General features: G+C 74.4%; 24 protein-coding genes. 21 read left to right on the top strand and 3 right to left on the bottom strand.

Annotation, left to right across the window (positions count from 1 at the left end):
• Positions 1–14: 14 nt before the first annotated feature.
• The 5 genes from FB558_RS32805 (at position 15) to FB558_RS32785 (ending at position 6,031) form a co-directional block, all read left to right on the top strand.
• Complete coding sequence (locus FB558_RS32805) at positions 15–533, top strand: phage holin family protein (protein ID WP_246106924.1); 519 nt, start codon at positions 15–17, stop codon at positions 531–533.
• A gap of 68 nt (positions 534–601) precedes the next feature.
• On the top strand, positions 602–1,459 hold the full coding sequence (locus tag FB558_RS32800; RefSeq protein ID WP_246106923.1) for an alpha/beta fold hydrolase: 858 nt from the start codon (positions 602–604) through the stop codon (positions 1,457–1,459).
• A 23-nt stretch (positions 1,460–1,482) separates the two neighbouring features.
• The gene (gene purD / locus FB558_RS32795; protein ID WP_142060229.1) at positions 1,483–2,748 is read left to right on the top strand and encodes a phosphoribosylamine--glycine ligase; all 1,266 of its coding nucleotides are present in this window, start codon (positions 1,483–1,485) and stop codon (positions 2,746–2,748) included.
• 254 nt (positions 2,749–3,002) lie between these two features.
• Positions 3,003–4,763 (top strand): hypothetical protein, encoded by a 1,761-nt coding sequence (locus FB558_RS45345; RefSeq protein ID WP_142060227.1) that lies wholly within the window; start codon positions 3,003–3,005, stop codon positions 4,761–4,763.
• 86 nt (positions 4,764–4,849) lie between these two features.
• Entirely contained in the window at positions 4,850–6,031 is a 1,182-nt protein-coding gene (locus FB558_RS32785; protein ID WP_142060225.1) for a pyridoxal phosphate-dependent aminotransferase, read from the top strand.
• A gap of 25 nt (positions 6,032–6,056) precedes the next feature.
• On the opposite strand, the gene FB558_RS32780 is transcribed toward FB558_RS32785, so the two are convergent.
• On the bottom strand, positions 6,057–6,692 hold the full coding sequence (locus FB558_RS32780; protein WP_142060223.1) for a dihydrofolate reductase family protein: 636 nt from the start codon (positions 6,690–6,692) through the stop codon (positions 6,057–6,059).
• 75 nt (positions 6,693–6,767) lie between these two features.
• On the opposite strand from FB558_RS32780, the gene FB558_RS45580 reads away from it, so the two are divergent.
• From FB558_RS45580 to FB558_RS45340, 3 genes are all read left to right on the top strand, one after another.
• On the top strand, positions 6,768–7,034 hold the full coding sequence (locus FB558_RS45580; protein ID WP_342787600.1) for a LysR family transcriptional regulator: 267 nt from the start codon (positions 6,768–6,770) through the stop codon (positions 7,032–7,034).
• A gap of 35 nt (positions 7,035–7,069) precedes the next feature.
• A complete protein-coding gene (locus FB558_RS32775) occupies positions 7,070–7,681 on the top strand; it encodes a LysR substrate-binding domain-containing protein (RefSeq protein ID WP_342787599.1) in 612 nt (203 codons plus the stop codon).
• Positions 7,682–7,747: 66 nt separating this feature from the next.
• Complete coding sequence (locus tag FB558_RS45340) at positions 7,748–8,527, top strand: potassium channel family protein (protein WP_142060221.1); 780 nt, start codon at positions 7,748–7,750, stop codon at positions 8,525–8,527.
• Positions 8,528–8,539: 12 nt separating this feature from the next.
• Here FB558_RS45340 and FB558_RS32765 read toward each other — a convergent pair whose 3' ends face one another.
• A complete protein-coding gene (locus tag FB558_RS32765; protein WP_246106922.1) occupies positions 8,540–9,571 on the bottom strand; it encodes a threonine aldolase family protein in 1,032 nt (343 codons plus the stop codon).
• Between the two features lie 261 nt (positions 9,572–9,832).
• Here FB558_RS32765 and FB558_RS32760 point away from each other — a divergent pair, with 261 nt between their 5' ends.
• The 6 genes from FB558_RS32760 to FB558_RS32735 all read left to right on the top strand — a co-directional run bounded on the left by FB558_RS32760 (position 9,833) and on the right by FB558_RS32735 (position 14,934).
• The gene (locus FB558_RS32760) at positions 9,833–10,348 is read left to right on the top strand and encodes a SigE family RNA polymerase sigma factor (RefSeq protein WP_142060217.1); all 516 of its coding nucleotides are present in this window, start codon (positions 9,833–9,835) and stop codon (positions 10,346–10,348) included.
• A 12-nt stretch (positions 10,349–10,360) separates the two neighbouring features.
• Positions 10,361–11,080: a hypothetical protein gene (locus tag FB558_RS32755; protein WP_142060215.1), complete on the top strand. Its 720-nt coding sequence runs from the start codon at positions 10,361–10,363 to the stop codon at positions 11,078–11,080.
• A 30-nt stretch (positions 11,081–11,110) separates the two neighbouring features.
• Positions 11,111–11,725, top strand: coding sequence for a TetR/AcrR family transcriptional regulator (locus FB558_RS32750; RefSeq protein ID WP_142060213.1), 615 nt, complete (start codon positions 11,111–11,113; stop codon positions 11,723–11,725).
• Positions 11,726–11,736: 11 nt separating this feature from the next.
• Positions 11,737–13,155 (top strand): adenylosuccinate lyase, encoded by a 1,419-nt coding sequence (purB, locus tag FB558_RS32745; RefSeq protein ID WP_142060211.1) that lies wholly within the window; start codon positions 11,737–11,739, stop codon positions 13,153–13,155.
• Complete coding sequence (locus FB558_RS32740; RefSeq protein ID WP_142060209.1) at positions 13,152–13,982, top strand: phosphoribosylaminoimidazolesuccinocarboxamide synthase; 831 nt, start codon at positions 13,152–13,154, stop codon at positions 13,980–13,982. Before purB ends, FB558_RS32740 begins: the two co-directional genes overlap by 4 nt.
• Before the next feature lie 202 nt (positions 13,983–14,184).
• Positions 14,185–14,934 carry a DUF2334 domain-containing protein gene (locus FB558_RS32735; protein ID WP_211367011.1) on the top strand — a complete coding sequence of 250 codons (750 nt, stop codon included), beginning with the start codon at positions 14,185–14,187 and terminating at the stop codon, positions 14,932–14,934.
• 110 nt (positions 14,935–15,044) lie between these two features.
• On the opposite strand, the gene FB558_RS32730 is transcribed toward FB558_RS32735, so the two are convergent.
• Positions 15,045–15,671 carry an MBL fold metallo-hydrolase gene (locus FB558_RS32730; protein WP_142060207.1) on the bottom strand — a complete coding sequence of 209 codons (627 nt, stop codon included), beginning with the start codon at positions 15,669–15,671 and terminating at the stop codon, positions 15,045–15,047.
• Positions 15,672–15,926: 255 nt separating this feature from the next.
• Between FB558_RS32730 and purS the strand changes: the two genes are divergently transcribed.
• From purS to FB558_RS32695, 7 genes are all read left to right on the top strand, one after another.
• Positions 15,927–16,160 carry a phosphoribosylformylglycinamidine synthase subunit PurS gene (gene purS, locus FB558_RS32725; RefSeq protein ID WP_142060205.1) on the top strand — a complete coding sequence of 78 codons (234 nt, stop codon included), beginning with the start codon at positions 15,927–15,929 and terminating at the stop codon, positions 16,158–16,160.
• A complete protein-coding gene (gene purQ, locus FB558_RS32720) occupies positions 16,157–16,831 on the top strand; it encodes a phosphoribosylformylglycinamidine synthase subunit PurQ (RefSeq protein ID WP_142060203.1) in 675 nt (224 codons plus the stop codon). The genes purS and purQ overlap by 4 nt, the downstream gene beginning before the upstream one ends.
• A 95-nt stretch (positions 16,832–16,926) precedes the next feature.
• Positions 16,927–18,150: a PP2C family protein-serine/threonine phosphatase gene (locus FB558_RS32715; RefSeq protein ID WP_142060201.1), complete on the top strand. Its 1,224-nt coding sequence runs from the start codon at positions 16,927–16,929 to the stop codon at positions 18,148–18,150.
• Positions 18,147–19,727, top strand: a complete 1,581-nt coding sequence (locus FB558_RS32710) for a sensor histidine kinase (RefSeq protein ID WP_246106921.1) — start codon at positions 18,147–18,149, stop codon at positions 19,725–19,727. The genes FB558_RS32715 and FB558_RS32710 overlap by 4 nt, the downstream gene beginning before the upstream one ends.
• A complete protein-coding gene (locus FB558_RS32705) occupies positions 19,724–20,176 on the top strand; it encodes a response regulator (protein WP_142060199.1) in 453 nt (150 codons plus the stop codon). The genes FB558_RS32710 and FB558_RS32705 overlap by 4 nt, the downstream gene beginning before the upstream one ends.
• Positions 20,177–20,379: 203 nt before the next feature.
• On the top strand, positions 20,380–22,656 hold the full coding sequence (gene purL, locus FB558_RS32700) for a phosphoribosylformylglycinamidine synthase subunit PurL (protein ID WP_142060197.1): 2,277 nt from the start codon (positions 20,380–20,382) through the stop codon (positions 22,654–22,656).
• Between the two features lie 72 nt (positions 22,657–22,728).
• Entirely contained in the window at positions 22,729–23,088 is a 360-nt protein-coding gene (locus tag FB558_RS32695; protein WP_142060195.1) for a sterol carrier family protein, read from the top strand.
• Positions 23,089–23,199 lie beyond the last annotated feature (111 nt).

Genomic DNA, 23,199 nt, shown 5'->3' with positions numbered 1-23,199 from the left:
GCAGGAGGACCGCGGTGGCCAGCCCGACCAGCTCCAGCGGTGCGGACGTCCCGCCCGTCCTGCCGTCGATCCCGCTCGCGCCGGAGCCGGCCCGTCCGGAGGAGCAGTCGATCGGCGGGCTCGTCCGCGAGGCCACCGCGCACGTCTCCACCCTGGTGCGCGCCGAGGTCGAGCTGGCCCGTGCCGAGGTCACGGCCGAGGTGAAGAAGGGCCTGCAGGGCAGCATCTTCTTCGTCGTCGCGCTGACGATCCTGCTGTTCAGCCTGTTCTTCGCGTTCCTCGCGCTCGGTGAGGTGCTCGACATCTGGCTGCCGCGTTCGGCGGCGTTCGGCATCGTCTTCGGGATCATGCTTCTCGTGGCCGCGCTGTTCGGCCTGCTCGGCTACCTGCGCGTGCGCCGGATCCGCAAGCCGGAGCGCACGATCTCCTCGCTCAAGGAGTCGGCACAGGTGCTCACCCACCGGGGCCACGACCAGAACGGGCAGGGCACCGCGCCCGAGCTGGGCTCCCGGCAGGGCGTCGTCGCCCGCTGACACCCGTGCGGCGGGCGGGTACGGACGCGTCCGCCCTCCGGCTGCCCGGTCCGTGGACCCACCGCGGGGTGTCCGCCAACGGGATCCGGCTGCAGGTGGCCGAGTGCGACGGCGGCGGGCCGCTCGTCGTCCTGCTGCACGGCTTCCCCGAGTTCTGGTGGTCGTGGCGCCACCAGCTCCCGGCGCTCGCCCGACGCGGCTACCGGGTGGTGGCCGTCGACCTGCGCGGTTACGGCGGCTCCGACAAACCGCCCCGCGGCTACGACCTGTGGACGCTCGCCGGTGACGTCGCCGGGTTGATCCGCGCGCTCGGGGAGCCGCGCGCCCACCTCGTCGGGCACGACTGGGGCGGGCTCATCGCCTGGACGGTGACCGCGCTGCACCCCCGGTTGGTGCTCTCGCTCACCGCGATCGGCGCGCCGCACCCGCTGGCCGTGCGTGCCGCGGTCGTGCGCGACCCGTTCGGGCAGGGTGCGGCCACGGCGCGCTACGCCGCCGCCTTCCAGCTCCCGCGCTGGCCGGAGCGGTCGTTGCGGCGCGACGGCGGCGCCCGGGTGGAGCGGATCCTGCGCTCCTGGTCGGGACCCGGGTGGACCGCGTCCGACGACTTCGCCGAGGCCGTCGCGCACTACCGGCGGGCGATCCGGGTGACCGGCACCGTGCACAGCGCGCTCGAGTACTACCGGTGGGCCGTGCGCTCGCAGTTCCGGATCGAGGGGCACCGGTTCGCGGCCGCGGTCGCCCGGCCGCCGTCCGTCCCGGTGCGGCAGGTGCACGGCGCGCTCGATCCCTGCCTCCTCGCGTCGACCGCGGCCGCATCCGTGCGGTGGGCGGGCCCCGAGCACCACCTGCACGTCCTGCCCGGGACCGGGCACTTCCCGCACGAGGAACGCCCGGAGGCGACGACCGCGCTGCTCGTCCCCTGAGGCGGCATCTACGATCCCGTGACGTGCGAGTTCTTGTCGTGGGGTCCGGTGCTCGAGAGCACGCCGTCGTCCTCGCCATGGCGCAGGACCCCGGGGTCACGGCGCTCGCCTGCGCGCCGGGCAACGCGGGAACCGCCGCGGTGGCCGAGCAGCGCGGGCTCGATGCCGCCGATCCCGCGGCGGTGGCGGCGCTGGCGCTGGAGTGGCGCGCCGACCTCGTGGTGATCGGACCCGAGGTGCCGCTCGTCGCGGGCGCGGCCGACGCCGTCCGGGCCGCGGGCATCGCGTGCTTCGGGCCGAGCGCCGCCGCCGCGCGGATCGAGGGCTCGAAGAGCTTCGCGAAGGACGTGATGGCCGCCGCGGGTGTCAACACGGCCACGTCGCTCGTCGTCGACAACCCGGCGCACCTGGACGCCGCGCTCGCGCGCTTCGCGCCGCCCTACGTCGTGAAGGACGACGGCCTCGCGGCCGGCAAGGGCGTGGTGGTCAGCTCCGATCTCGACGTCGCCAGGGCGCACGCCAGCACGCTCCTCGACGGCGGCCACCCGGTCCTGCTCGAGTCCTACCTCGACGGGCCGGAGGTGTCGCTCTTCTGCCTCGTCGACGGCGAGACCGTCGTCCCGCTCCTGCCGGCGCAGGACTTCAAGCGCGTGGGTGACGACGACTCCGGGCCGAACACCGGCGGTATGGGCGCCTACGCGCCCCTGCCATGGGCGTCGCCGGCCCTGGCCGACGAGCTGGTGCAGACGGTGGTGGCACCGGTCGCCGCGGAGCTCGTCCGGCGCGAGGTGCCGTTCAGCGGGCTGCTGTACGCGGGGCTGGTGCTGACCTCCGCGGGGCCCGCCGTGATCGAGTTCAACTGCCGCTTCGGCGACCCGGAGACGCAGGTCGTGCTCGCGCTGCTGCGCAGCCCGCTCGCCGCGCTCCTGCACGCGACGGCCACGGGTGAGCTCGCGGCCCAGCCCGCCATCCAGTGGGCCGACGGCGCCGCCGTGACCGTCGTCGTGGCGGCCGAGGGCTACCCCGGGCCGCCGCGCGTCGGTGACGTGATCGCCGGCGCGGCGGGCGAGGGCGTGCTGCACGCCGGCACCCGCAGGCGCGACGACGGTGCGGTGGTCTCCACCGGTGGCCGGGTGCTGTCCGTGGTGGGAACGGGCGCCGACCTCGTGGAGGCCCGGCAGGAGGCCTACCGGCGCCTGGAGCGCGTGCACCTCCCGGGATCGCACCACCGCACGGACATCGCGCTGCGGGCCGCGCAGGGCGCGGTTGCCGTACCCGCCCCGTCGTGAAATCAGTGTCGCCCGATCAGGTGACATTCGTGATCGCTTGAGGTAGCCTCCCCGCCGTGAAGCGCAAGCTCATTGCCCCGTTCGTGCTTCGGGGCAGTGTTCCGCCGTCGCTCTCAGCGACTTGCGTCCGAACGGGTGGAACGCCAGGGTCTGCGCACCTGGAGTGATCACGGCCGTCGTCGCTCCCCACGACGGTTCCCCGCCGCGATCACCCCGGGTCCAAGTTCGCTCCCCGACACAACTTGAGGACTCGCATGACGAAGAACGCACGGCCTCGACACGCTGCCCCGAGCCGCGCGTCGAAGATCGCCGGGCGCGCCGCGATCGGCGTCCTTGGAGCGCCGATGGCGATGTTCGCCGTCGCCGGGCCGGCCGCCGCGGCCGGTGCGGACGTGGATGTCTCGGACGACGACTCGGGCGCGGATCTCGGGTTGTCCGTGGCCGAGGCCGTCCTGCCCGGGCTCGACGCGCTCGGGGTCGACCAGCTCCCGATCGACGCCGTCACCCCGGGTGGCCTGCCCACCGACGGCGTGCCGTTCACGGGCGTCGGCCTCGACCTGTTCGAGATGGGTGACACGGTTCCGGAGCTGCCGGGCGCCGACGTCCTCCCGCTGGTCGGCGACCTGCCGTCGCTGCCCACGCCCGGGGCGCTGCCGAGCGCCACCTCGCTCACCGCGCTGCCCGTCGTCGGCGAGCTGCCGGCGCTGCCGGTGATCGAGGACCTCGCGCTGTCCGAGGACGATGCCGCCGACCTCGTCGATGACCTGGACCTCCCCGCCGACGTCGACGACGTCGAGGCGCTGAAGATCCTGCCCGCGATCGTCGAGGAGCTCGACCTGGAGGAGCTCCCGGCCTCGCTGGAGGACCTCGACCTGGACGAGCTCCCGGTCGACCTGCAGGACGTCCAGCTGGGCGACCTCGCGTCGGTCCTGGAGGACCTCGACCTCGACGAGCTGCCCGCCGCGCTGGAGGACCTCGACCTCGACGAGCTCCCGGCCGCGCTGGACAACGTCCAGCTGGACGAGCTGCCCTCGGTCCTCGACGAGCTGGAGGTGAGCCAGGCGCTGGGCGACCTCGACCTGGACGACCTCGACCTCGACGAGCTGCCCGCGGCGCTGCAGGACCTCGACGTCGACGGCCTCACCGACCTGGACGTCGTCCGGACGGTCGCCGACCTCACCGGCGACAAGGGCCTTCGGCTCGACCTGCCGCTGGGCCTCGACGGCTCGGACGACGACCGCTCCGGCGGCCTGCTGACCGGCCTCCTCGGAGGGGACCGCGACTCCGACGAGGACTCCGACGACGACGAGCGCCGTTCCGGTGGTCTGCTCTCGGGTCTGCTGGGTGGCGGTTCGGACCGCGGCTCGGACTCGGACGAGGACTCCGACGACGACGAGCGCCGCTCGGGTGGTCTGCTCTCGGGCCTGCTGGGTGGCGGTTCGGACCGCGGCTCGGACTCGGACGAGGACTCCGACGACGACGAGCGCCGCTCGGGTGGTCTGCTCGCCGGCCTGCTGGGCGGTGGCTCGGACCGCGACTCGGACCGCGACTCGGACGAGGAGTCCGACGAGGACTCGGACGAGGACTCCGGCGACGAGCGCCGTTCGAGCGGTCTGCTGGGTGGTCTGCTGGGCGGCGGCTCGGACCGGGGTTCGGACCGCGACGAGTCGTCGTCCGACGAGGACTCGAACTCCGACGAGGAGTCGGACGAGGACTCGGACGAGGACTCCGGCGACGAGCGCCGTTCGAGCGGTCTGCTGGGTGGTCTGCTGGGCGGCGGCTCGGACCGCGGTTCCGACCGCGACTCCTCGTCCGACGAGGACTCCGACGAGGGTTCGAGCAAGGACTCCGACGAGGAGTCGGACGACTCGGGCAAGGACTCGGACGAGGACTCGAGCAAGGACTCCGACGACGACGAGGACTCCGACGAGGACTCGGACGACTCGGGCAAGGACTCCGACGAGGGCGGCAGCGACCGCTTCTCCGCCACGGACCTGGTCGCGGGCATCCTCTGACGCGTCCGGCTCCGCACGTCCGCGTACCGGCGGCTGCCTCACGGGAGTGGGGCGGCCGCCGTCGCGCATAAGCTCGCGTCGTGCCGATGCAGCCCGCTTCGCCCTCCAGCCTCGCCGTCGCCGCACGCGCGGCGATCCCGCCGTTCCACGTCATGGACGTCTGGGCGGCAGCCGCCGAGCGGCAACGCACCCACGGGGATCTCGTCAACCTCTCCGCGGGCCAGCCCTCCACACGCGCGCCCGAGGCCGTCCGGGCCGCCGCCGCGGTGGCGCTGGAGGACGATGTGCTGGGCTACACCGTCGCGCTCGGGATCCCCGAGCTGCGCCACGCCATCGCGGGGCACTACGCCCGCACGTACGGGCTCGAGGTGCCGCCGGAGCAGGTCGTGGTCACCACGGGGTCGTCCGGCGGTTTCCTGCTGGCGTTCCTCGCGGCGTTCGACGCGGGGGACCGGGTGGCGCTGGCCAGCCCCGGCTACCCCTGCTACCGCAACATCCTCACCGCGCTCGGCTGCGAGGTCGTCGACCTGCCGTGCGGGCCGCAGACCCGCTACCAGCCCACCGTCGCGATGCTCGAGGCGCTCGACGAGCCCGTGCAGGGCCTGATCGTCGCGAGCCCGGCCAACCCCACCGGCACCGTGCTCGACCCCGCCGAGCTCGCCGCGATCGCCGCCCACTGCGAGCGCACCGGCGTGCAGCTGGTGAGCGACGAGATCTACCACGGCATCTCCTACGCCGGGTCCCCCGCCACCTCGTCGGCGTGGAGCAGCTCCCGCGAGGCGATCGTCGTCAACTCGTTCTCGAAGTACTTTTCGATGACGGGGTGGCGGCTGGGCTGGCTGCTGCTGCCGCCGCGGCTGCTGCGTGCCGCCGACCGCCTCACCGGCAACTTCACGATCTGCCCGCCCGCTCTGGCGCAGCGCGCGGCGCTGGGTGCCTTCGACGGCTCCGCCTACGCCGAGGCCGACGGGCACGTCGCCCGCTACGCGGCCAACCGGGCGCTCCTGCTCGACGGGCTGCCGCGGATGGGCATCGACCGCCTGGCGCCCGCGGACGGCGCCTTCTACGTCTACGCCGACGTGTCGCACCTGACCGCGGACTCGATGGACCTCACCTACCGGCTCCTCGCCGAGACCGGCGTGGCCGTCGCGCCGGGCGTCGACTTCGACCCGGTCGGCGGGAGCCGGTACGTCCGGCTCTCGTTCGCGGGAGCGGGCGAGGACATCGAGGAGGCGCTGCGGCGGCTCGCCGCCTGGCTGCCGGGCTAGCTGTTCCTCGCCGGCGGCGCTCCGGTCAGCCCTTGCGGGTGAACGTCACGTGCGTGACGCCGCTGGGCGCGGAGGTCGCCTCGACCCGGTAGTCCTCCTCGAGGCCCTCGAGCCCGTCCCAGAGCCGCACTCCCCGGCCGAGCAGGATCGGCACCACCGCGACGTGCATGTGGTCGACGAGCCCGGCGGCGAGGAACTCGCGGATCACGGTGGGGCCGCCGCCGAGGCGGACGTCCCGCCCGCCCGCCGCCTCGCGGGCGGCCTCCAGCGCGTCGGCGGGCGACGCGTCGAGGAAGTGGAACGTCGTGCCCCCCTCCATCTCGATGGACGGGCGCGGGTGGTGCGTGAGGACGAAGACCGGCGTGTGGAACGGCGGGTTGGGACCCCACGCGCCCTTCCACTCCGGGTCCTCGTGCCATCCGGGGTGGCCCCACTTCCCGGCGCCCATGATCTCGGCGCCGATCCCCGGATCGTGCCGCTGCACGAAGGCGTCGTCGACACCACCGCTCCCGCCGGCCTGCCACCAGCGGGTGGTGAACATCCACCTGTGCAGCCGGTCGCCCGCGTGACCGAAATGCGCGTCGGCACTCTGCCCCTCACCGGTGCCGTAGCCGTCGAGGGAGATGGCGAAGTTGTGGACGCGGAGGAGTGGCGTGGTCATGGAACAGAGCGTGCAGTTGATCGACACATACGTCTAATGTCAACGTTCTTGCATTGTCATAGACGAGGTCGATGAATGCTGGACGTCACCAGGCTGCGGGTCATCGACGCGCTCGCGCGGCTCGGCTCGGTCACCGCCGCGGCGAAGGAGCTGCACTACACGCAGCCGACGGTCAGCCACCACCTCGCCCGGCTGGAGGCCGAGACCGGCGCGCAGCTGCTGCAACGGGCCGGGCGCGGGATCCGGCTCACCCCCGCCGGGCAGCTGCTGGCGTCCCGGGCGCCGAGATCCTCGGGCGGATCGACGCCGCCGCCGCCGAACTGTCCGCACACGTGGGGCTGAGCACCGGGCGGGTGCGAGTGGCCAGCTTCTCGTCCGTGATCGGCTCGCTCGTCCCGCGGGCGGTGGCGGCGCTGACCGCCACGCACCCCGGGCTGCAGATCGGCCTGACCGGCACGCAGCCACCGGAGGCGTTGGAACTGCTGCGCACCGGCGAGATCGACGTCGCGATCGTCTTCCGCTACGACGACACCGAACCCGAACCGCCCGGTGTGCGCCTGCACCACCTGCTGGACGACCCGCTGTACCTGCTGTCCACCAGTCCCGGGCAGACGCTGCCCGCGCTGCGCGACGCCACCTGGATCGCCGGCTGCGAGCGATGCCGCGGCCACCTGCTGTCGCTGTGCGCCGACCACGGGTTCGAACCCAGGATCGGCTACGTCTCCGAGGACATGGTCGTCATGCAGGCGCTGGTCGTCGCCGGGCTGGGCGTGACGACCAGCCCCGGTCTGGCCCTTCGCGCCCACCACGTCGAGGGCATCGTCGCGAGCGAGCTGCCCGGATCGCGCCAGCACATCTACGCGGCGACCTACGGCGAGCCACCCGACCCACCGGCCACCACCGCCCTGCTGGCCGCGCTCGCCGAGGCCGCGGCGTCGATCGACGGCGACCCGCCGGCACCCGGCTCGCAGTCGGACCCGCCGTCGTAGGCGCCCCGTGCCCCGATCCGTCGGAAGCTGCGCTGGGGCGTCCCGGGTGCCGAATACGCTCCGTACATGCTGTCACCCGCCCTCGTCGACGAACCCCGGATCGCCGCATGGGACCGCCGCGTGGACTGGTGGCTCACCGGGCTCGCGGTGGTGTTCCTGGTCGCCTACGCGTGGCAGGTGCTCGACACGTCGCTCGGGCCGGTCGGGCGGATGCTGCTGGAGGGTGTGCTGACCGGAACCTGGGCGCTGTTCGGGGTGGACTACCTCGTGCGGATCGCGCTGGCGCGCCGCCGCGGGCGCTTCGTCGGCACGCACCTGCTGGACCTCGCGATCCTCGTGCTGCCGATGTTCCGGCAGCTGCGCGCCCTGCGGGTGGTCACCGCGGTGACCGTGCTGAACCGGCAGCTGCGCGACGACGCGCGCGGGCGTGTGGTCGTCTACGTGGTCGGCAGCGTCGCGCTCATCGGGTTCGTCGCGGCCCTCGCCGTGCTCGACGCCGAGCGGGACGCGCCGGACGCGACGATCACGACGTTCGGCGACGCGGTGTGGTGGACGATCACGACCATCTCCACGGTCGGGTACGGCGACCGCTACCCGGTCACCCTCGAGGGAAGGCTGGTGGCGGCGTCGCTGATGGTCGCGGGCATCGCGCTGCTCGGCGTGGTGACGGCGTCGATCGCGTCCTGGTTCGTGGAGAACCTGCGCCGCAGCGGGGCCGCGGTGGAACGGGAGCTCGACGAGGTGTCGGCCGACGTGGGCCGCACCGAGGCGCAGCTCGCCGCCGTGCTCGCGGAGCTCCGGCGGGCCAACGCCCGGCTGGAGGCGTTGGAGCGCCGCCGGTCCTGACGCCGGTGCCGGTCAGGCCCCCGCCGGGCGGACGGCGGAGCGGTCGCGGCTCCCGCGGAGGGGGCGCGCCCGGGAGGTCCCCGTGCCCGGCCTCGACAGCTCGACGGGACCGATGCGGTCGAGCGCGGTGGTGATGTCGGCGTCGGTGAGGTCGGCGTGGGTCATCAGCCGGACCTGCCCCGACATCGTCGAGGCCCGCACCCCCGCCGCCTCGAACCTCGCCACCGTGCCCGCGAGGTCGGCGACCGCCACGAGCACGATGTTGGTCTGGGGCGAGGCGACCTGCCAGCCGCGCTCGCGCAGCCCGGCGGCGAGCTTGCGGGCGCGGTCGTGGTCCTCGGCGAGGCGGTCGACCCGGTCCAGGGCCACCAGCCCCGCGGCCGCGAGCACGCCGCCCTGGCGCACCCCGCCGCCGAGCATCTTCCGCAGCCGCCGCGCCTCGACGACGAACTCGGCGGAACCGGCGACGAGCGAGCCGACCGGGGCGCCGAGGCCCTTGCTGAGGCAGACCTGCACGGTGTCGGCACCGACGGTGAGCGCTCCGGGCGGCACGCCGAGCGCGACCGCCGCGTGCCAGAGCCGGGCCCCGTCGAGGTGGACCTTCAGCTTCGCGGCCCGGGCCGCCGCCGCGACGCCGGCGTGCTCGTCCGGGGCGGTGACCGTGCCGCCCGCGGCGTTGTGCGTGTTCTCCAGGCAGAGCAGCGTGGTGCGCAGCGTGAAGTACGGCCCACCCCCGGCGGCGGCCCGCCGGACCGCGGAGGGCGAGACCTTGCCGGGGCCCGCGTCGTGCTCCAGCGGCCGGGGCATGCCACCGGCCAGCCAGGCCGCGGTGCCCAGCTCGTTGTCGAGGACGTGGGCGCCGGCCGGGGCGAGGAACGCGTCACCGCGGTCGAGGTGGTGCATCAGCGCGATGAGGTTGGCCATCGAGCCGCTGGGCGTCCACAGGGCGTCGGCCGCGCCCAGGAGCCCGGCCACCCGGGCCTCCAGTTCGCGCATCGTCGGATCGCCGTCGAGGACGTCGTCGCCCACCTCGGCCGCGGCCATGGCCGCTCGCATCTGCTTCGTCGGGCGGGTGACGGTGTCCGAGCGGAGGTCGATGGGGCCGTCGTGCGCCGACGTCCGCCGAACTCGTGTGGATCGCACAGGCCCCGATTCAACCAGGAGGAGACGCTCCGGTGGAGGGAGGGTCACGGAACGGTCACAACGTTGGGCCATCCGGGGTAACGTCGGCGCGCCGTGCAACCGGATCCGGTGGTTCGCACGTCCCCTCGTCGACGGACCCGCAGGAGAGGAGGGAGCGGCCGCGTGGACGACGCCAGCGAGCGGGAGTTCGCCGAGTACTTCCGCGCGCGCCGCGACGCCGTGCGCCGCACGGCGTACCTGATGTGCGGCGACTGGCACCGCGCCGACGACCACGCACAGGCGGCCTTCGTGGCCCTGCACCGGCACTGGCGCCGGATCCGCGACCGGGCGGCGCTGGACGCCTGGGTGCGCCGGACGCTGGTGCGAGCGGTCGTCGACGAGTCGCGGCGGCCGTGGCGCCGGGAGCGCGCCACGGCGGAGCTCCCGGACACCGGCGGGGTGGCGTCGGCATCGGAGGCGGTGGCCACGCGGCACGTGCTCGTCGACGGGCTGCGCGCGGTGCCCGCGCGGCAGCGCGCCGTGCTCGTGCTGCGCTTCCTCGACGGGCTCGACGTCGCGGGCACGGCCGCGGCGCTCGGGTGCTCGGAGGGCACCGTCAAGAGCCAGACCTCGCACGGGCTCGCGGCGCTGCGCGCCGTCCTCGGCGACGCGCTCGACGACCTGCGGCCGGCCGGATAGGGAGGTGGGGAGATGACCGACGTCGACGACGAGCGGTTGGGGGCGCTGTTCCGCGCCGCCGCCGCCGAATCCACCGCGCCCCCGCCCGGTTTCGACCACGAGGGCGTCGTGCGGGCCTCGCGGCGGGCCACCGTCCGCAGGCGGACCGCGGTCACCGGGGCCGGCCTCGCGCTGGTCGCGGTGCTCGGCATCGGGGGCGCCGTCCTGCTGCCCGGGCCGTCCGGTGGCGGCGCCGACACGACCGTCGCCGCGCCCATGCTCGCTCCGGAGCCCGAGGCCGGCGCACCGCGCGCGGCCCGGGAGGCGCCGCCGCCTGCGGCCGGGGACGCCCCGGAGGCGGCGCGGGGCCCGGAGGCCGTCGCCGGCCCCGTCCCCCTCGGCCCGGGCCGCACCGAGTGCGCCGACCGGCACGACCCGGAGCTGCGGGCGATCGTGGAGGAGTTCCTCCCGGAGGTGGTCGGGGCCCCGGAGGCGGCCACCACGATGGAGTGCCGGCCCGGCGGCGAGCGCGGCGTCAACGTCGAGGTCCGCGACGGAGCGGCCGACGGCCTGCTGACCGTGCAGTACCTGCCCCCCGGCGCGCAGCCCGAACCCGTCGAGGGCGCCGTCGTGGCCCCGACCGCATCGGGCGGCACCGTGGTCGTCAGCAGCAGGGGCGACGGCCCGGGTACGCAGGCCCCGTTCGAGGACCGCCTGGAGGACCTGGCGACCCACCTGTCGCCGCGCCTCTGACCCCCGAGCGGGGGGAGGGAGGATGGGGGCGTGGGTGGCACCAGCAAGGGGGAGCGGCGGCGGCAGGAGCTCGTCACCGCCGCGGCCGCGCTGCTGCGCTCCGGCGGGTTCGACGCCGTCCGGCACCGGGCCGTCGCGGAGCGCGCCGGGCTGCCGCTGGCGTCCACCACGTACTACTTCTCCTCGCTGGAGGAGCTGGTCACGGCGGCCGTCGAGCGGACGGGCCGCGACGAGCTCGCCGAGATCCGCGCGCAGCTCGACGCGCTGCCCGATGGCGTGCTCAGCACCGACGAGCTGGTGGAGCTGGTGCTCGACCAGCTGATCGGGCCGGAGTCGCGCGCCGGCGGTCTCGACGCGGCCCTGCTGCGCTACGAGCGGCTGGTCGGCGCCGGGCGGCGGCCCTACCTCGCGCCGCTGATGCGACGGCTGCGCGACGAGTTCGACGGCCTCATCGCCGAGATCCTCTCCCGGGCCGGCCGCCCCCGTGACCCGGTCGCGGTGCGCGACCTCGTCTCGCTCGTCGACGGCGCGGTGGTCAGCGCGCTGATCGAGGCCGACCCCGACCCGCGCGCCGCCGGCCGCGAGGTGCTCCTGCGCACGCTCCGACCCGACGGCGGGCGCCGCCCCACGGGCGCGGAGCCGTAAGCTGCCCGAACGTGATTCCCAACGTGCTGGCTGCCCGCTACGCGAGCCCGGAGCTGGTCCGGATCTGGTCGCCGGAGAACAAGATCGTGCTGGAGCGGCGGCTCTGGATCGCCGTGCTCGGGGCGCAGCGCGCGCTCGGCGTCGACGTCCCGGACGGCGTGGTCGAGGACTACGAGCGCGTCATCGAGCAGGTCGACCTCGACTCCATCGCCGCGCGGGAGCGGGTGACCCGCCACGACGTCAAGGCGCGCATCGAGGAGTTCAACGCGCTCGCCGGGCACGAGCACGTGCACAAGGGCCTCACCAGCCGGGACCTCACGGAGAACGTCGAGCAGCTGCAGGTGCGGCTGTCGCTGGAGCACGTCCGCGACCGCACCGTCGCCGTCCTCGCACGGCTGGCCCGGCGCGCGGGCGAGCACGCCGAGCTGGTGATGGCCGGGCGCTCGCACAACGTCGCGGCGCAGGCCACCACGCTCGGCAAGCGGTTCGCCTCCGCCGCCGACGAGCTGCTCGTGGCGTACGCGCGGCTGGAGGACCTGCGGGCGCGCTACCCGCTGCGCGGGATCAAGGGCCCGGTGGGCACGGCCCAGGACATGCTCGACCTCCTCGACGGTGACGCGGCCAAGCTCGCCGACCTGGAGCAGCGGGTGGCCGGGCACCTCGGCTTCGCCGGCGTGCTGACCAGCGTCGGGCAGGTCTACCCGCGCTCGCTCGACTTCGACGTCGTGAGCGCGCTCGTCCAGCTGGCCGCCGCCCCGTCGTCGCTGGCCACCACCATCCGCCTCATGGCGGGCGCCGAGCTGGCCACCGAGGGGTTCCAGCCCGGCCAGGTCGGGTCCTCGGCGATGCCGCACAAGATGAACTCCCGCTCCGCCGAACGGATCAACGGGATGCTCGTGCTGCTGCGCGGCTACGCCGGCATGGCCTCCGAGCTCGCGGGGTCGCAGTGGAACGAGGGCGACGTCTCCGACTCGGTGGTGCGCCGCGTGGTGCTGCCCGACGCGTTCTTCGCCCTCGACGGCCTGTTCGAGACCGCGCTGACCGTGCTCGACGAGTTCGGCGCCTACCCGGCCGTCGTCGCCCGCGAGCTGGACCGCTACCTGCCCTTCCTCGCCACCACGGCCGTGCTGATGGCCGCCGTGCGCGCCGGCGTCGGGCGGGAGACCGCGCACGAGGTGATCAAGGAGCACGCCGTGGGCGTCGCGCTCGCCATGCGCGAGAAGGGCCAGGCCGACAACGACCTCGTCGCGCGGCTCGCGGGCGACGAGCGGCTCGGGCTGCCCGCCGGCGCCCTCGACGGGCTGCTCGCCGACCCGTTGCGGTTCACCGGCGCCGCCACCGCGCAGGTGGCCGCCGTCGCCGACCGGGTGCGGGAGGTCGTCGAGGCCCACCCGGACGCCGCCACCTACACCCCCGGAGCGATCCTGTGAAGCTGCTGCACTCGGGCAAGGTCCGCGACGTCTACCTCGACGGGGACGACCTGGTCCTGGTCGCGTCGGACCGCCTGTCGATCTACGACGTCGTGCTGCCCACACCCATCCCGGACAAGGGGCGCGTGCTCACCCAGCTGTCGCTGTGGTGGTTCGACCGGCTCGCCGACATCGTCCCGCACCACGTGGTCTCCGGCACCGACGTGCCTGCCGAGTTCGCCGGCCGCGCCGTCCGGTGCCGGCGCCTCGAGATGCTGCCCGTGGAGTGCATCGCGCGCGGGTACCTCGCCGGGCTGGGGCTGGAGGAGTACCGCAAGCAGGGCACCGTGTCCGGGGTGCCACTCCCGGGCGGGCTCGTCGAAGGGTCGAAGCTGCCCGAGCCGATCTTCACCCCCACCACGAAGGCGGCCGTCGGCGAGCACGACGAGTTCATGACGTTCGACGACGTCGTCGCCGCCGTCGGCGCGGAGACCGCCGCGCGGCTGCGGGAGCTCACGCTGGCCGTCTACACGCGCGGCGCCGAGACGGCGGCGACCAGCGGGATCATCGTCGCCGACACCAAGCTGGAGTTCGGCGTCGACGAGGGCGGCGCCATCGTGCTCGCCGACGAGGTGCTCACCCCGGACTCGTCGCGGTTCTGGCCCGCCGACTCCTGGGAGCCGGGGCGGCCCCAGTACGCGTTCGACAAGCAGTTCGTGCGCGAGTGGTCGCAGACCCTGGACTGGGACCGCACCCCTCCCGGCCCGGAGGTGCCCGCCGACGTCGTGGCGGCCACCCGGGCCCGCTACGTCGAGGCGTACGAGAGGATCACCGGCCGCGACCTGTGATGGGCGGCGAGCGGGCCGACGCTGTCCTGCGGGGGAGGCGCGCAGGGAGCGAGGAACGAGCGACCGAGCACCGGAGGAGCAGGGCAGCGTCTCGAGGGCTCGCGAGCAGCCGGAGCGGAGCGGAGGCAAATGGACACCAGTCACCATCCGCCCCTCACAACCTGGTCAACCGCCGTTCACGCCGGCATGAGTCCATTGCGGCGTGGCCGTCTCGCACCTGGTCGTCTCCCTCTCGGGGCTGTCCCACGACGCCCCGGAGGCGCTCGCCCGCGCCGCCGACTTCGCCGGTGAGCTGGACGCGCGCGGCGTCCCGCTCTCGCAGCTGTTCCGCCCGGCCGGCGTTCCGGACGGGGCGCCGCTGGTGCGTTTCCTGCACGAGCGGCGGGCGGTGGGCGACGCGCTGGTCCTGCACGGCTTCGACCACACGCCCGACCCGATGGGGTCCTCCTCGCTGGCGCGGGTGGGCAGGCGCGCGGAGTTCGCCGCACTGCCCCCGCACGAGGCCGGCCTGCGGCTCACGGCCGCCCGCCGGGCCCTGACCGCGGTGGGGCTGCGCACCGACCTGTTCGTGCCGCCGCGGTGGCTCGCGTCCCCCGGCACCGTCACGGCCCTGCGCGAGCAGGGGTTCGGGACGCTCGCCGACGAGCACGGCGTGCGACTCCTGCGGGAGGACGTGCTGCTGCGGGCGCGCGTGCTCGGCTTCCGGGTGTCCGGTGAGCGCCGCCCGGTGGCCGACGACCGGCGGGCGGCGGAGGCCTGGCGCTGCCGGGTGCTGGCCGCGGAGGTGGCCCGCACCGTCCGGCGCGGCGGCCTCGTGCGGATCAACGTGCGCGCCAAGGACCTGAAGCGCGCACCCCGCCGGGTCGCCGTGCTGGCGGCGGTGGACGCGGCGCTCTCCCTCGGCGCCACCCCGGCCACCTACCACCTCGCGACCCCCGCCCGCGCCGCCTGAGCCCGGTGGCCACCAGCGCGAGTCTCCCGTCCGGACAGGGCGAGTCCCCCGAACCGACAGCGCGAGTCTCCCGTTCGGACGGGGAGAGTCTCGCGTTCGGGCTGCGCGGCTCAGGCCTCCGTGGCCGTCTCGCGATCGAGCACGCGGAGTGCCGTCTCCTCGGGGCCGAGCTTCTCGAACATCCCGTAGTGCATCGCGGGGCGGGCGAGGACGGCCTCGTGGATCGGAATCGCGGTCCGCGGAGCGACGGCGCGGAGGTACTCGACCGCCTCGGAGACCTTGAGCCACGGCGCGCCGGTGGGCAGGAACAGCACCTCGACCGGCCCGTCCGGCGGGGTGAAGGCGTCGCCGGGGTGCAGGTGGGTGCCGTCCACCAGGTAGGCATTGTTCGCGATCACCGGGATGTCGGGGTGGATCACGGCGTGTTCCCCGCCCAGCACGTCGACGCGGGCGCCGGCGATCTCCACGGCGCTCCCCGGTGCGGCGACCTCGTGCGGGACGTGGTCGAGCTGCGCTGCCGTGCCCCCGTCGACGATGAGCCGGGCGTCGGGGTTGGCGTCCAGCAGCGGACCGAGCCGGTCGGTGTCGAGGTGGTCGGGGTGCTGGTGGGTGACGAGCACCGCATCCAGCCCGCGCACCGACTCGAACCCGGCCGAGAACGAACCGGGGTCGAGGAGCAGTCGGGCGGAGCCCGTGTCCAGCAGCACGCACGAGTGGCCGAAGTGGGTGATCTGCACAGCCGCTCACCCTGCCACCACGGGCGACGCGGCGCCGGGCCGCACATGGACCCGCCCGGCCCGAACGGGAGACTCGCCCTGTCCGAACGGGAGACTCGCGCTGTCGGTTCGGGGGACTCGCCCTGTCCGAACGGGGGGCTCGCGGTGTTGGTTCGGGGGACTCGCGGGGTCGGGGGCGCCTGGTCGTGGGTGGGTGGGAGGAGGGTCACGGGCGGTCGGCGGAGGGGGCCGGGGCGGTGACCGTAGGCTTGTTGCGTGGCGAAGGTCGTGGTGGACGTGATGCCCAAGCCGGAGATCCTCGACCCGCAGGGGCAGGCGGTCGCGGGTGCGCTCGCGCGCCTCGGCGTCGCCGGGGTCGGGGACGTGCGGCAGGGCAAGCACTTCGAACTCGAGGTGGACGACTCGGTGGACGACGAGACGCTGCAGCGCGTGGCCGCCACGCTGCTGGCCAACCCCGTGATCGAGGACTGGGTGGTGACGCGGGCATGAGGATCGGCGTCATCACCTTCCCGGGCACGCTGGACGACGTGGACGCGGCCCGCGCCGTGCGGTACGCGGGTGCGGAGCCCGTGGCGCTGTGGCACGCGGACCACGACCTGCAGGGCGTCGACGCGGTCGTCGTCCCGGGTGGGTTCTCCTACGGCGACTACCTGCGTGCGGGCGCCATCGCCAGCATCGCGCCGATCATGCGCGAGGTCGTGGATGCGGCCGGGCGGGGCGTCCCGGTGCTCGGCATCTGCAACGGGTTCCAGATCCTCTGCGAGGCCGGGCTGCTGCCGGGCGCGCTGGTGCGCAACTCCGGGCTGCACTTCGTCTGCCGCGACCAGCGCCTCCGCGTGGAGTCGACGAGCACGGCGTGGACGAGCGGGCTCACGGTGGGGCAGGAGCTGCTCGTGCCGTTGAAGTCGGGGGAGGGCCGGTTCGTCGCCGACGCCGCCACCCTCGCCGCCCTGGACGCCGAGGGCCGGGTCGTCTTCCGGTACGCGGGGGAGAACCCGAACGGCGCGCTGTCCGGCATCGCCGGCATCGCCTCCGCCGACGGCCGCGTCGTCGGCCTGATGCCGCACCCCGAGCACGCCATCGACGCTCTGACCGGGCCGTCCGCCGACGGTCTCGGGCTCTTCACGTCGGTGCTGCAGGGCGCGGTGTCCGCCGCCTGAAGGCCCCGACCTGCGGTGCACCCGCCCCGCGATCTAGGCTTCCGCGTTCCGCCGTTCCGCCACCAGCGCGGGTTCCGCGAGGAGAGGCACCCCGCATGACCGGATCCGTTCCCGCTGCACCGCGCAGCGTGCTGCTGGTGGAGGACGACCCGGGCGATGCGTTCCTCGTGCAGGAGCTGCTCGCGGAGGTCGACCCCGATCTGCGGGTGGTCGTGTCGGAGTCGGTGTCCGAGGTCGTGAAGGGCGATCTGCTGCGGCGCTCGGACTGCGTGCTGCTGGACCTCAACCTCCCCGGCACCAACGGCCTCGACGGCCTGCGCCGGATCCTGCGCGCGCACGGCACGGCCGCGGTCTGCGTGCTCACCGGTCTCGACGACGAGCACCTGGGAATGGCCGCCGTCGCGGCCGGTGCCCAGGACTACCTGGTCAAGGGCAAGGTCGACGGGCAGGTGCTGATACGGGCGGTGCGCTACGCCGTCGAGCGGCGGCGGGCCGAGACCAGCCTGCTGCGGCTGCGGGAGGAGGAGCTCGCCGCCGCCGAGTCCGTGCGCCTCGAGCGCGGCTTGCTGCCCTCCCCGCTGCTGGCGGGCAGCGCGGTCCGGGCCCGCTCGTTCTACCGGGCGGGGCGCACCCGATCGCTGATCGGTGGTGACTTCTTCGACGCCGTGCTCGGCCCGACCGGCACCGTGCACGCGATCGTCGGCGACGTCTGCGGCCACGGCCCCGACGAGGCGGCGTTGGGCGCATTGCTGCGGGTGTCGTGGCGCGCGCTCGTGTTGGCCGGGGTCGACGAGCCGCAGCTGCTGCCGAAGCTGCAACAGGTGCTGGTGAGCGAGCGGCACGACCCGTCGCTGTTCACGACCGTCTGCACGGTGGCGATCCGCCCGGGCCCGGAGGGCTCCGCCGACGCGCTCGTGCGGCTCGCCGGTCACCCGCCGCCGGTGTCCCTGCGCCCCGAGCCCTGTCCGGCCGCCCCCGCCGTCGGTCTGCCGCTGGGTGTGTCGACGGAGGCCACCTGGGACGCGCTGCCGGTGTCGCTGGACGCGCAGTGGGCGCTGATGGTCTACACCGACGGCCTGATCGAGGGGCACGGCCCGGTGGCGGGGGAGCCGCTCTGGGAGGAGGGCCTGCTGGCCCTGCTCGCCGAGGAGCGTGACATCGACCTCGACGAGCTGCCCGCCCGTCTGGTGGAGCGCGCGCAGGAGTTCAACGGCGGCGCGCTCTCCGACGACGTCGCGATCCTGGTGCTCTCCTCGGACGCCGCGCCTGCCGATGCGCCGCCTGCCGATCCCGGCTCCGGCGCGGGGGAACCCGCGTGACGGTCGACCTCACGCGGCCGCCGCGCCGGCGTGCGCTGCGCAGCCGCCGCAGCGAGGAGAGCGGCCGGCGCTGGCCGCTGTCGCGGATGTTCGCCGTCGGCGCCTCCCTGGCCGCGCTCATCGCGCTGACGGCGATCGCGCTCGGCGCCACCGCCCTGTGGCGGCTCGCCGACGCGCGGGCGGGCCTGGTGGACGTCGCGAGCCCGGCGCTCGTGTCGGCCCAGCAGCTGTCCGTGGCCCTGGTGGACCAGGAGACCGGCGTGCGCGGGTTCGACCTGACGGATCGGGCCGAGTTCCTCGAGCCCTACTGGAACGGGATCGGCGCGCAGGACGCGGCCGTCGTCGCCCTGGAGGCGGCCGTCGACCGGGGTCTCGAGGAGATCGCGCCCGACCTGGACGCCGTGCGGGCCGCCGAGGAGCGGTGGCGGACGGAGTACGCCCAGCCGGTGATCGAGGCCAGGGCGGACGCCCCGACGCCGGAAACCGGCCGGGTGCTGTTCGACGAGGTGCGCGCGGCGACGCGCGGGCTGGTCGCGAACCTGGAGGTGCAGCGCGGCGAGGCCTACGACCGCATGCACGACGCCGCCGCGTTCCTGGTCGGCACCGGCGTCGCGATCGCGGCGGTGCTGGCGTCCTTCCTGGTGGCGGCGGGTATCGGGTTGGGCAGGGGCGTGCTGCGCCCGGTCTCGGAGCTGGCCGTGAAGGTCCGCGAGGTCGTGTCGGGCGACGTCCAGCGCCCGGTGCGGGTCGGGGGCCCGCGGGAGATCAGCGAGCTCGGCGAGGACGTCGAGGCGATGCGCCGCCACATCCTGCGGGACCTCGACGACGCGCAGGCGGTGAACCGGCGCCTCGACGAGCAGGCGCAGGAGCTGGCGCGCTCCAACCAGGACCTCGAGCAGTTCGCCTATGTCGCGAGCCACGACCTGCAGGAACCGTTGCGGAAGGTGTCGAGCTTCTGCCAGCTGCTGCAGCGGCGGTACTCGGGGCAGCTCGACGAGCGGGCGGACCAGTACATCGCCTTCGCGGTCGACGGCGCGCAGCGGATGCAGCGGCTGATCAACGACCTGCTGGCGTTCTCCCGCGTGGGGCGCACCACCGAGGGCTTCCGCAAGGTCGACCTGGGCGAGCTCGCGGCCGCGGCGGTCGCCCAGCTCGAGTCCGCGCGCGAGGAGGCGGGTGGCGAGCTCGTGGTCGGCGAGCTGCCGACCGTCACCGGTGATCCCGGCCTGTTGCAGGCGCTGCTGGCCAACCTGCTCGGGAACGGGCTGAAGTTCCGTCGCGAGGACGTCCCGCCCGTCGTCCGCATCGAGGCCCGCCGCGACGGGGACCACTGGGAGATCACCGTCGCCGACAACGGGATCGGCATCGAGCCCGAGTACGGCGAGAAGATCTTCGTGATCTTCCAACGGCTGCACGGCCGTGAGGTCTACCCGGGCACGGGGATCGGCCTCGCGCTCGCCAAGAAGATCGTCGAGTTCCACGGGGGGCGGATCGGGCTGGTGTCCGGTTCCGGTCCCGACCCCGGCACGACGATCCGCTTCACCCTGCCCGCGCTCCCCGAGGAGGCCGACGCATGACCGATCCCCAGATCCGGACCATCAACGTGCTGCTGGTCGAGGACGACCCCGGTGACGTGCTCATGACCCGTGAGGCGTTCGACGAGTACCTGCACAACCGGCTCGACGTGGTCAGCGACGGCGACGCCGCCCTGGCCTACCTGCGGCGCGACGACCCGTACGCCGACGTGCCGCGCCCGGACCTGATCCTGCTCGACCTCAACCTCCCCCGCCGCGACGGGCGCGAGGTGCTGCAGGAGGTCAAGGCCGACCCGAACCTCGCGCACATCCCGGTGATCGTGCTGACCACCTCGCAGGCGGAGGAGGACGTGCTGCGCAGCTACCAGCTGCACGCCAACGCCTACGTCACCAAGCCCGTCGACTTCGAGGGCTTCATCGAGGCGATCAAGCAGATCGACCACTTCTTCGTGAGCGTCGTGCAGCTGCCGAGCGAGACCCGCGGGAACTGAACGGGTCGAGGTGTGTGGCGGAGCGCCCCTGAGCCGCTCGCACACCGAATCCTGGTCTCGCACACCGACTGCAGTCGGTGTGTCAGCGCAGACGTCGGTGTGCGACGTCGCGGTCGCGGACACGCTGCGCTTCGGCCCCGCGGCCGGGTCCACGGCGGTGCCGACGGCGAGGGCTCCGGCGGTCGGACGTAGGCTGAGCAGCCGTGACGTCCGCCGCCACCGCGCCGAGCACCGACACCGTCCAGCACGCCGCCGCCTCGCCCGAGCACCCGCAGCCCTACCGGGAGCTGGGGCTCAAGGACGACGAGTACGCGCGCATCCGGGAGATCCTGGGGCGCAGGCCCACCGACGCCGAGCTCGCGATGTACGCGGTGATGTGGAGCGAGCACTGCTCGTACAAGTCCTCGAAGGTCCACCTGGCGTACTTCGGCGAGACCACCACCGACGCGATGCGCGAGCGGATGCTGGCCGGCATCGGTGAGAACGCGGGCGTCGTCGAGATCGGTGACGGCTGGGCGGTGACCTTCAAGGTCGAGTCGCACAACCACCCCTCCTACGTGGAGCCCTACCAGGGCGCGGCCACCGGCGTGGGCGGGATCGTCCGCGACATCATGGCGATGGGCGCTCGGCCTGTCGCGGTCGCGGACCCGCTGCGCTTCGGCCCCGCCGACGCGCCGGACACCGCTCGCGTGCTGCCCGGCGTGGTCGCGGGCGTCGGGGGCTACGGCAACTCGCTCGGCCTGCCCAACATCGGCGGCGAGGTCGTGTTCGACACCGGCTACCTGGGCAACCCGCTGGTCAACGCGCTCTGCGTCGGCGCGATGCGCACCGAGGACCTGCACCTGGCGTTCGCGTCCGGCGTCGGCAACAAGATCATCCTGTTCGGGGCCCGCACCGGGCTGGACGGGATCGGCGGCGTCTCCGTACTGGCCAGCGAGACCTTCGGCGAGGAGACCGGGCGCAAGAAGCTCCCGTCCGTGCAGGTGGGCGACCCGTTCACGGAGAAGGTGCTCATCGAGTGCTGCCTCGAGCTGTTCCACGCCGGCCTCGTCGTCGGCATCCAGGACCTCGGTGGCGCCGGGCTGGCCTGCGCCACGTCGGAGCTCGCGAGCGCCGGTGACGGCGGCATGCACGTCGACCTGGACGCGGTGCAGCTGCGTGCGTCCGGCATGACGCCCGCCGAGATCCTGTCCAGCGAGTCGCAGGAGCGCATGTGCGCGGTCGTGCGACCGGAGGACGTCGACGCCTTCATGGCGGTGTGCCGCAAGTGGGACACCCTCGCCACCGTGATCGGCGAGGTCACCGACGGCGAGCGGCTGGTGATCGACTGGCACGGTGAGACGGTCGTCGACGTGCCGCCGCGCACGGTCGCGCACGAGGGCCCGGTCTACCGGCGCCCGGTCGCCCGCTCGGACCGGCAGGACCAGCTGGTCGCCGACACCCCGGACCGGCTGCCGCGGCCCGCCGCGCCGAGCGAGCTGCACGCGGAGGTCCTGCGGATGGCGGCCAGCCCGAACCTGTGCAGCCGCGCCTGGGTCACCGACCAGTACGACCGCTACGTGCGCGGCAACACCGCCTCCGCCCAGCCGGCCGACGCCGGGGTGGTGCGGATCGACGAGAGCACCGGGCGCGGCGTCGCCGTCGCCACCGACTGCAACGCCCGCTTCGTGGCGCTCGACCCCTACGCGGGCGCGCAGCTCGCGCTGGCCGAGGCCGTCCGCAACGTGGCCACCAGCGGGGCCGTGCCGCTCGCCGTGACGAACTGCCTGAACTTCGGCTCGCCCGAGGACCCGCACGTGATGTGGCAGTTCCAGCAGGCCGTGCGCGGGCTCGCGGACGGGTGCGCGCAGCTCGGCATCCCGGTCACCGGCGGCAACGTGAGCTTCTACAACCAGACCGGCGAGCGGCCGATCCTGCCCACCCCGGTGGTGGGTGTGCTCGGGGTGCTCGAGGACGTCGCCACGCGCGTCCCGTCCGGGTTCCGTCGCGACGGCGACACGGTGGTGCTCCTCGGCGACACGCGCGACGAGCTGGGCGGCAGCGAGTGGGCGCACGTCGTGCACGGGCACCTCGGAGGCCGCCCACCGGTCGTCGACCTGGCCGCGGAGGCCCGGCTCGCCGCGCTGCTCGCGCGGGCCGCGGCCGACCGCCTGCTCACCGGGTCGCACGACCTGTCCGACGGCGGGCTCGCCCAGGCGCTCGTGGAGTCCTGCCTGGTCGGCGGGCACGGCGCCGCCGTGGTGCTGCCGCCCCTCGACCCGTTCGTCGCGCTGTTCTCCGAGTCGGCGGGGCGGGTGCTCGTCACGGTGGCCGCCGACAAGGTCGACGAGGTGCTGTCCCGCGCGCGGGACGCCGGGGTGCCCGCCACGGTGCTGGGCACGACGGGCGGGGCCGCGCTGGCCGTCGAGGGGCTCCCGGAGCTGCCGCTGGCGGCGCTGCGCAGCGCGTGGGAGGGCACCCTGCCGGCCCTGTTCGGCTGAGTGGGCCCGAACCGTCCGGGTGATCACCTGTCCGAACGGTCAGGTCCGTGCCGCATCGGTTACCGTCGCCGCGTGCGAGGAGGACCCGGCGGCACGGCCGTCGACGCCGCGGTGCTGGAGTGGCTGGACGGTGGGGCGGCGCCGGATCGGCCGGTCGTCCGCGCCGCGGTGAAGGACAGCCTCGCCGCCGTCGCCGCCGCGGCGCCGGGGCACAGCGTCGAGGTGCGGATCCCGCCGTTCGGCGCGGTGCAGTGCGTGAGCGGGCCGCGCCACGGCCGGGGAACACCGCCCAACGTGGTGGAGACCGATCCCCGCACCTGGCTCGCGTTGGTGACCGGACGTCTGTCGTGGGACGCCGCGCTGAGCGCGGGCGCCCTGCTGGCGTCGGGTAGCCGTAGTGCCGAGATCTCCCGGCTGCTGCCGCTGCCGTGACCGGCTAGCGTGCCGCTCGGTCCGGTGAATGCGCACACGTCGTGGTGGCGCGGACTCGGGTGAGGGACGGAAGATTGGTCCGATCAGGGGCGGATCGAGCCGGACGGGCGA

The organism is Pseudonocardia kunmingensis (genome assembly GCF_006716445.1).
GTDB classification, from domain to species: Bacteria; Actinomycetota; Actinomycetes; order Mycobacteriales; family Pseudonocardiaceae; genus Pseudonocardia; species Pseudonocardia kunmingensis.
The sequence above is the reverse complement of the archived record's forward strand: the minus strand, read 5'-3'. Positions and strand labels throughout refer to the sequence as shown.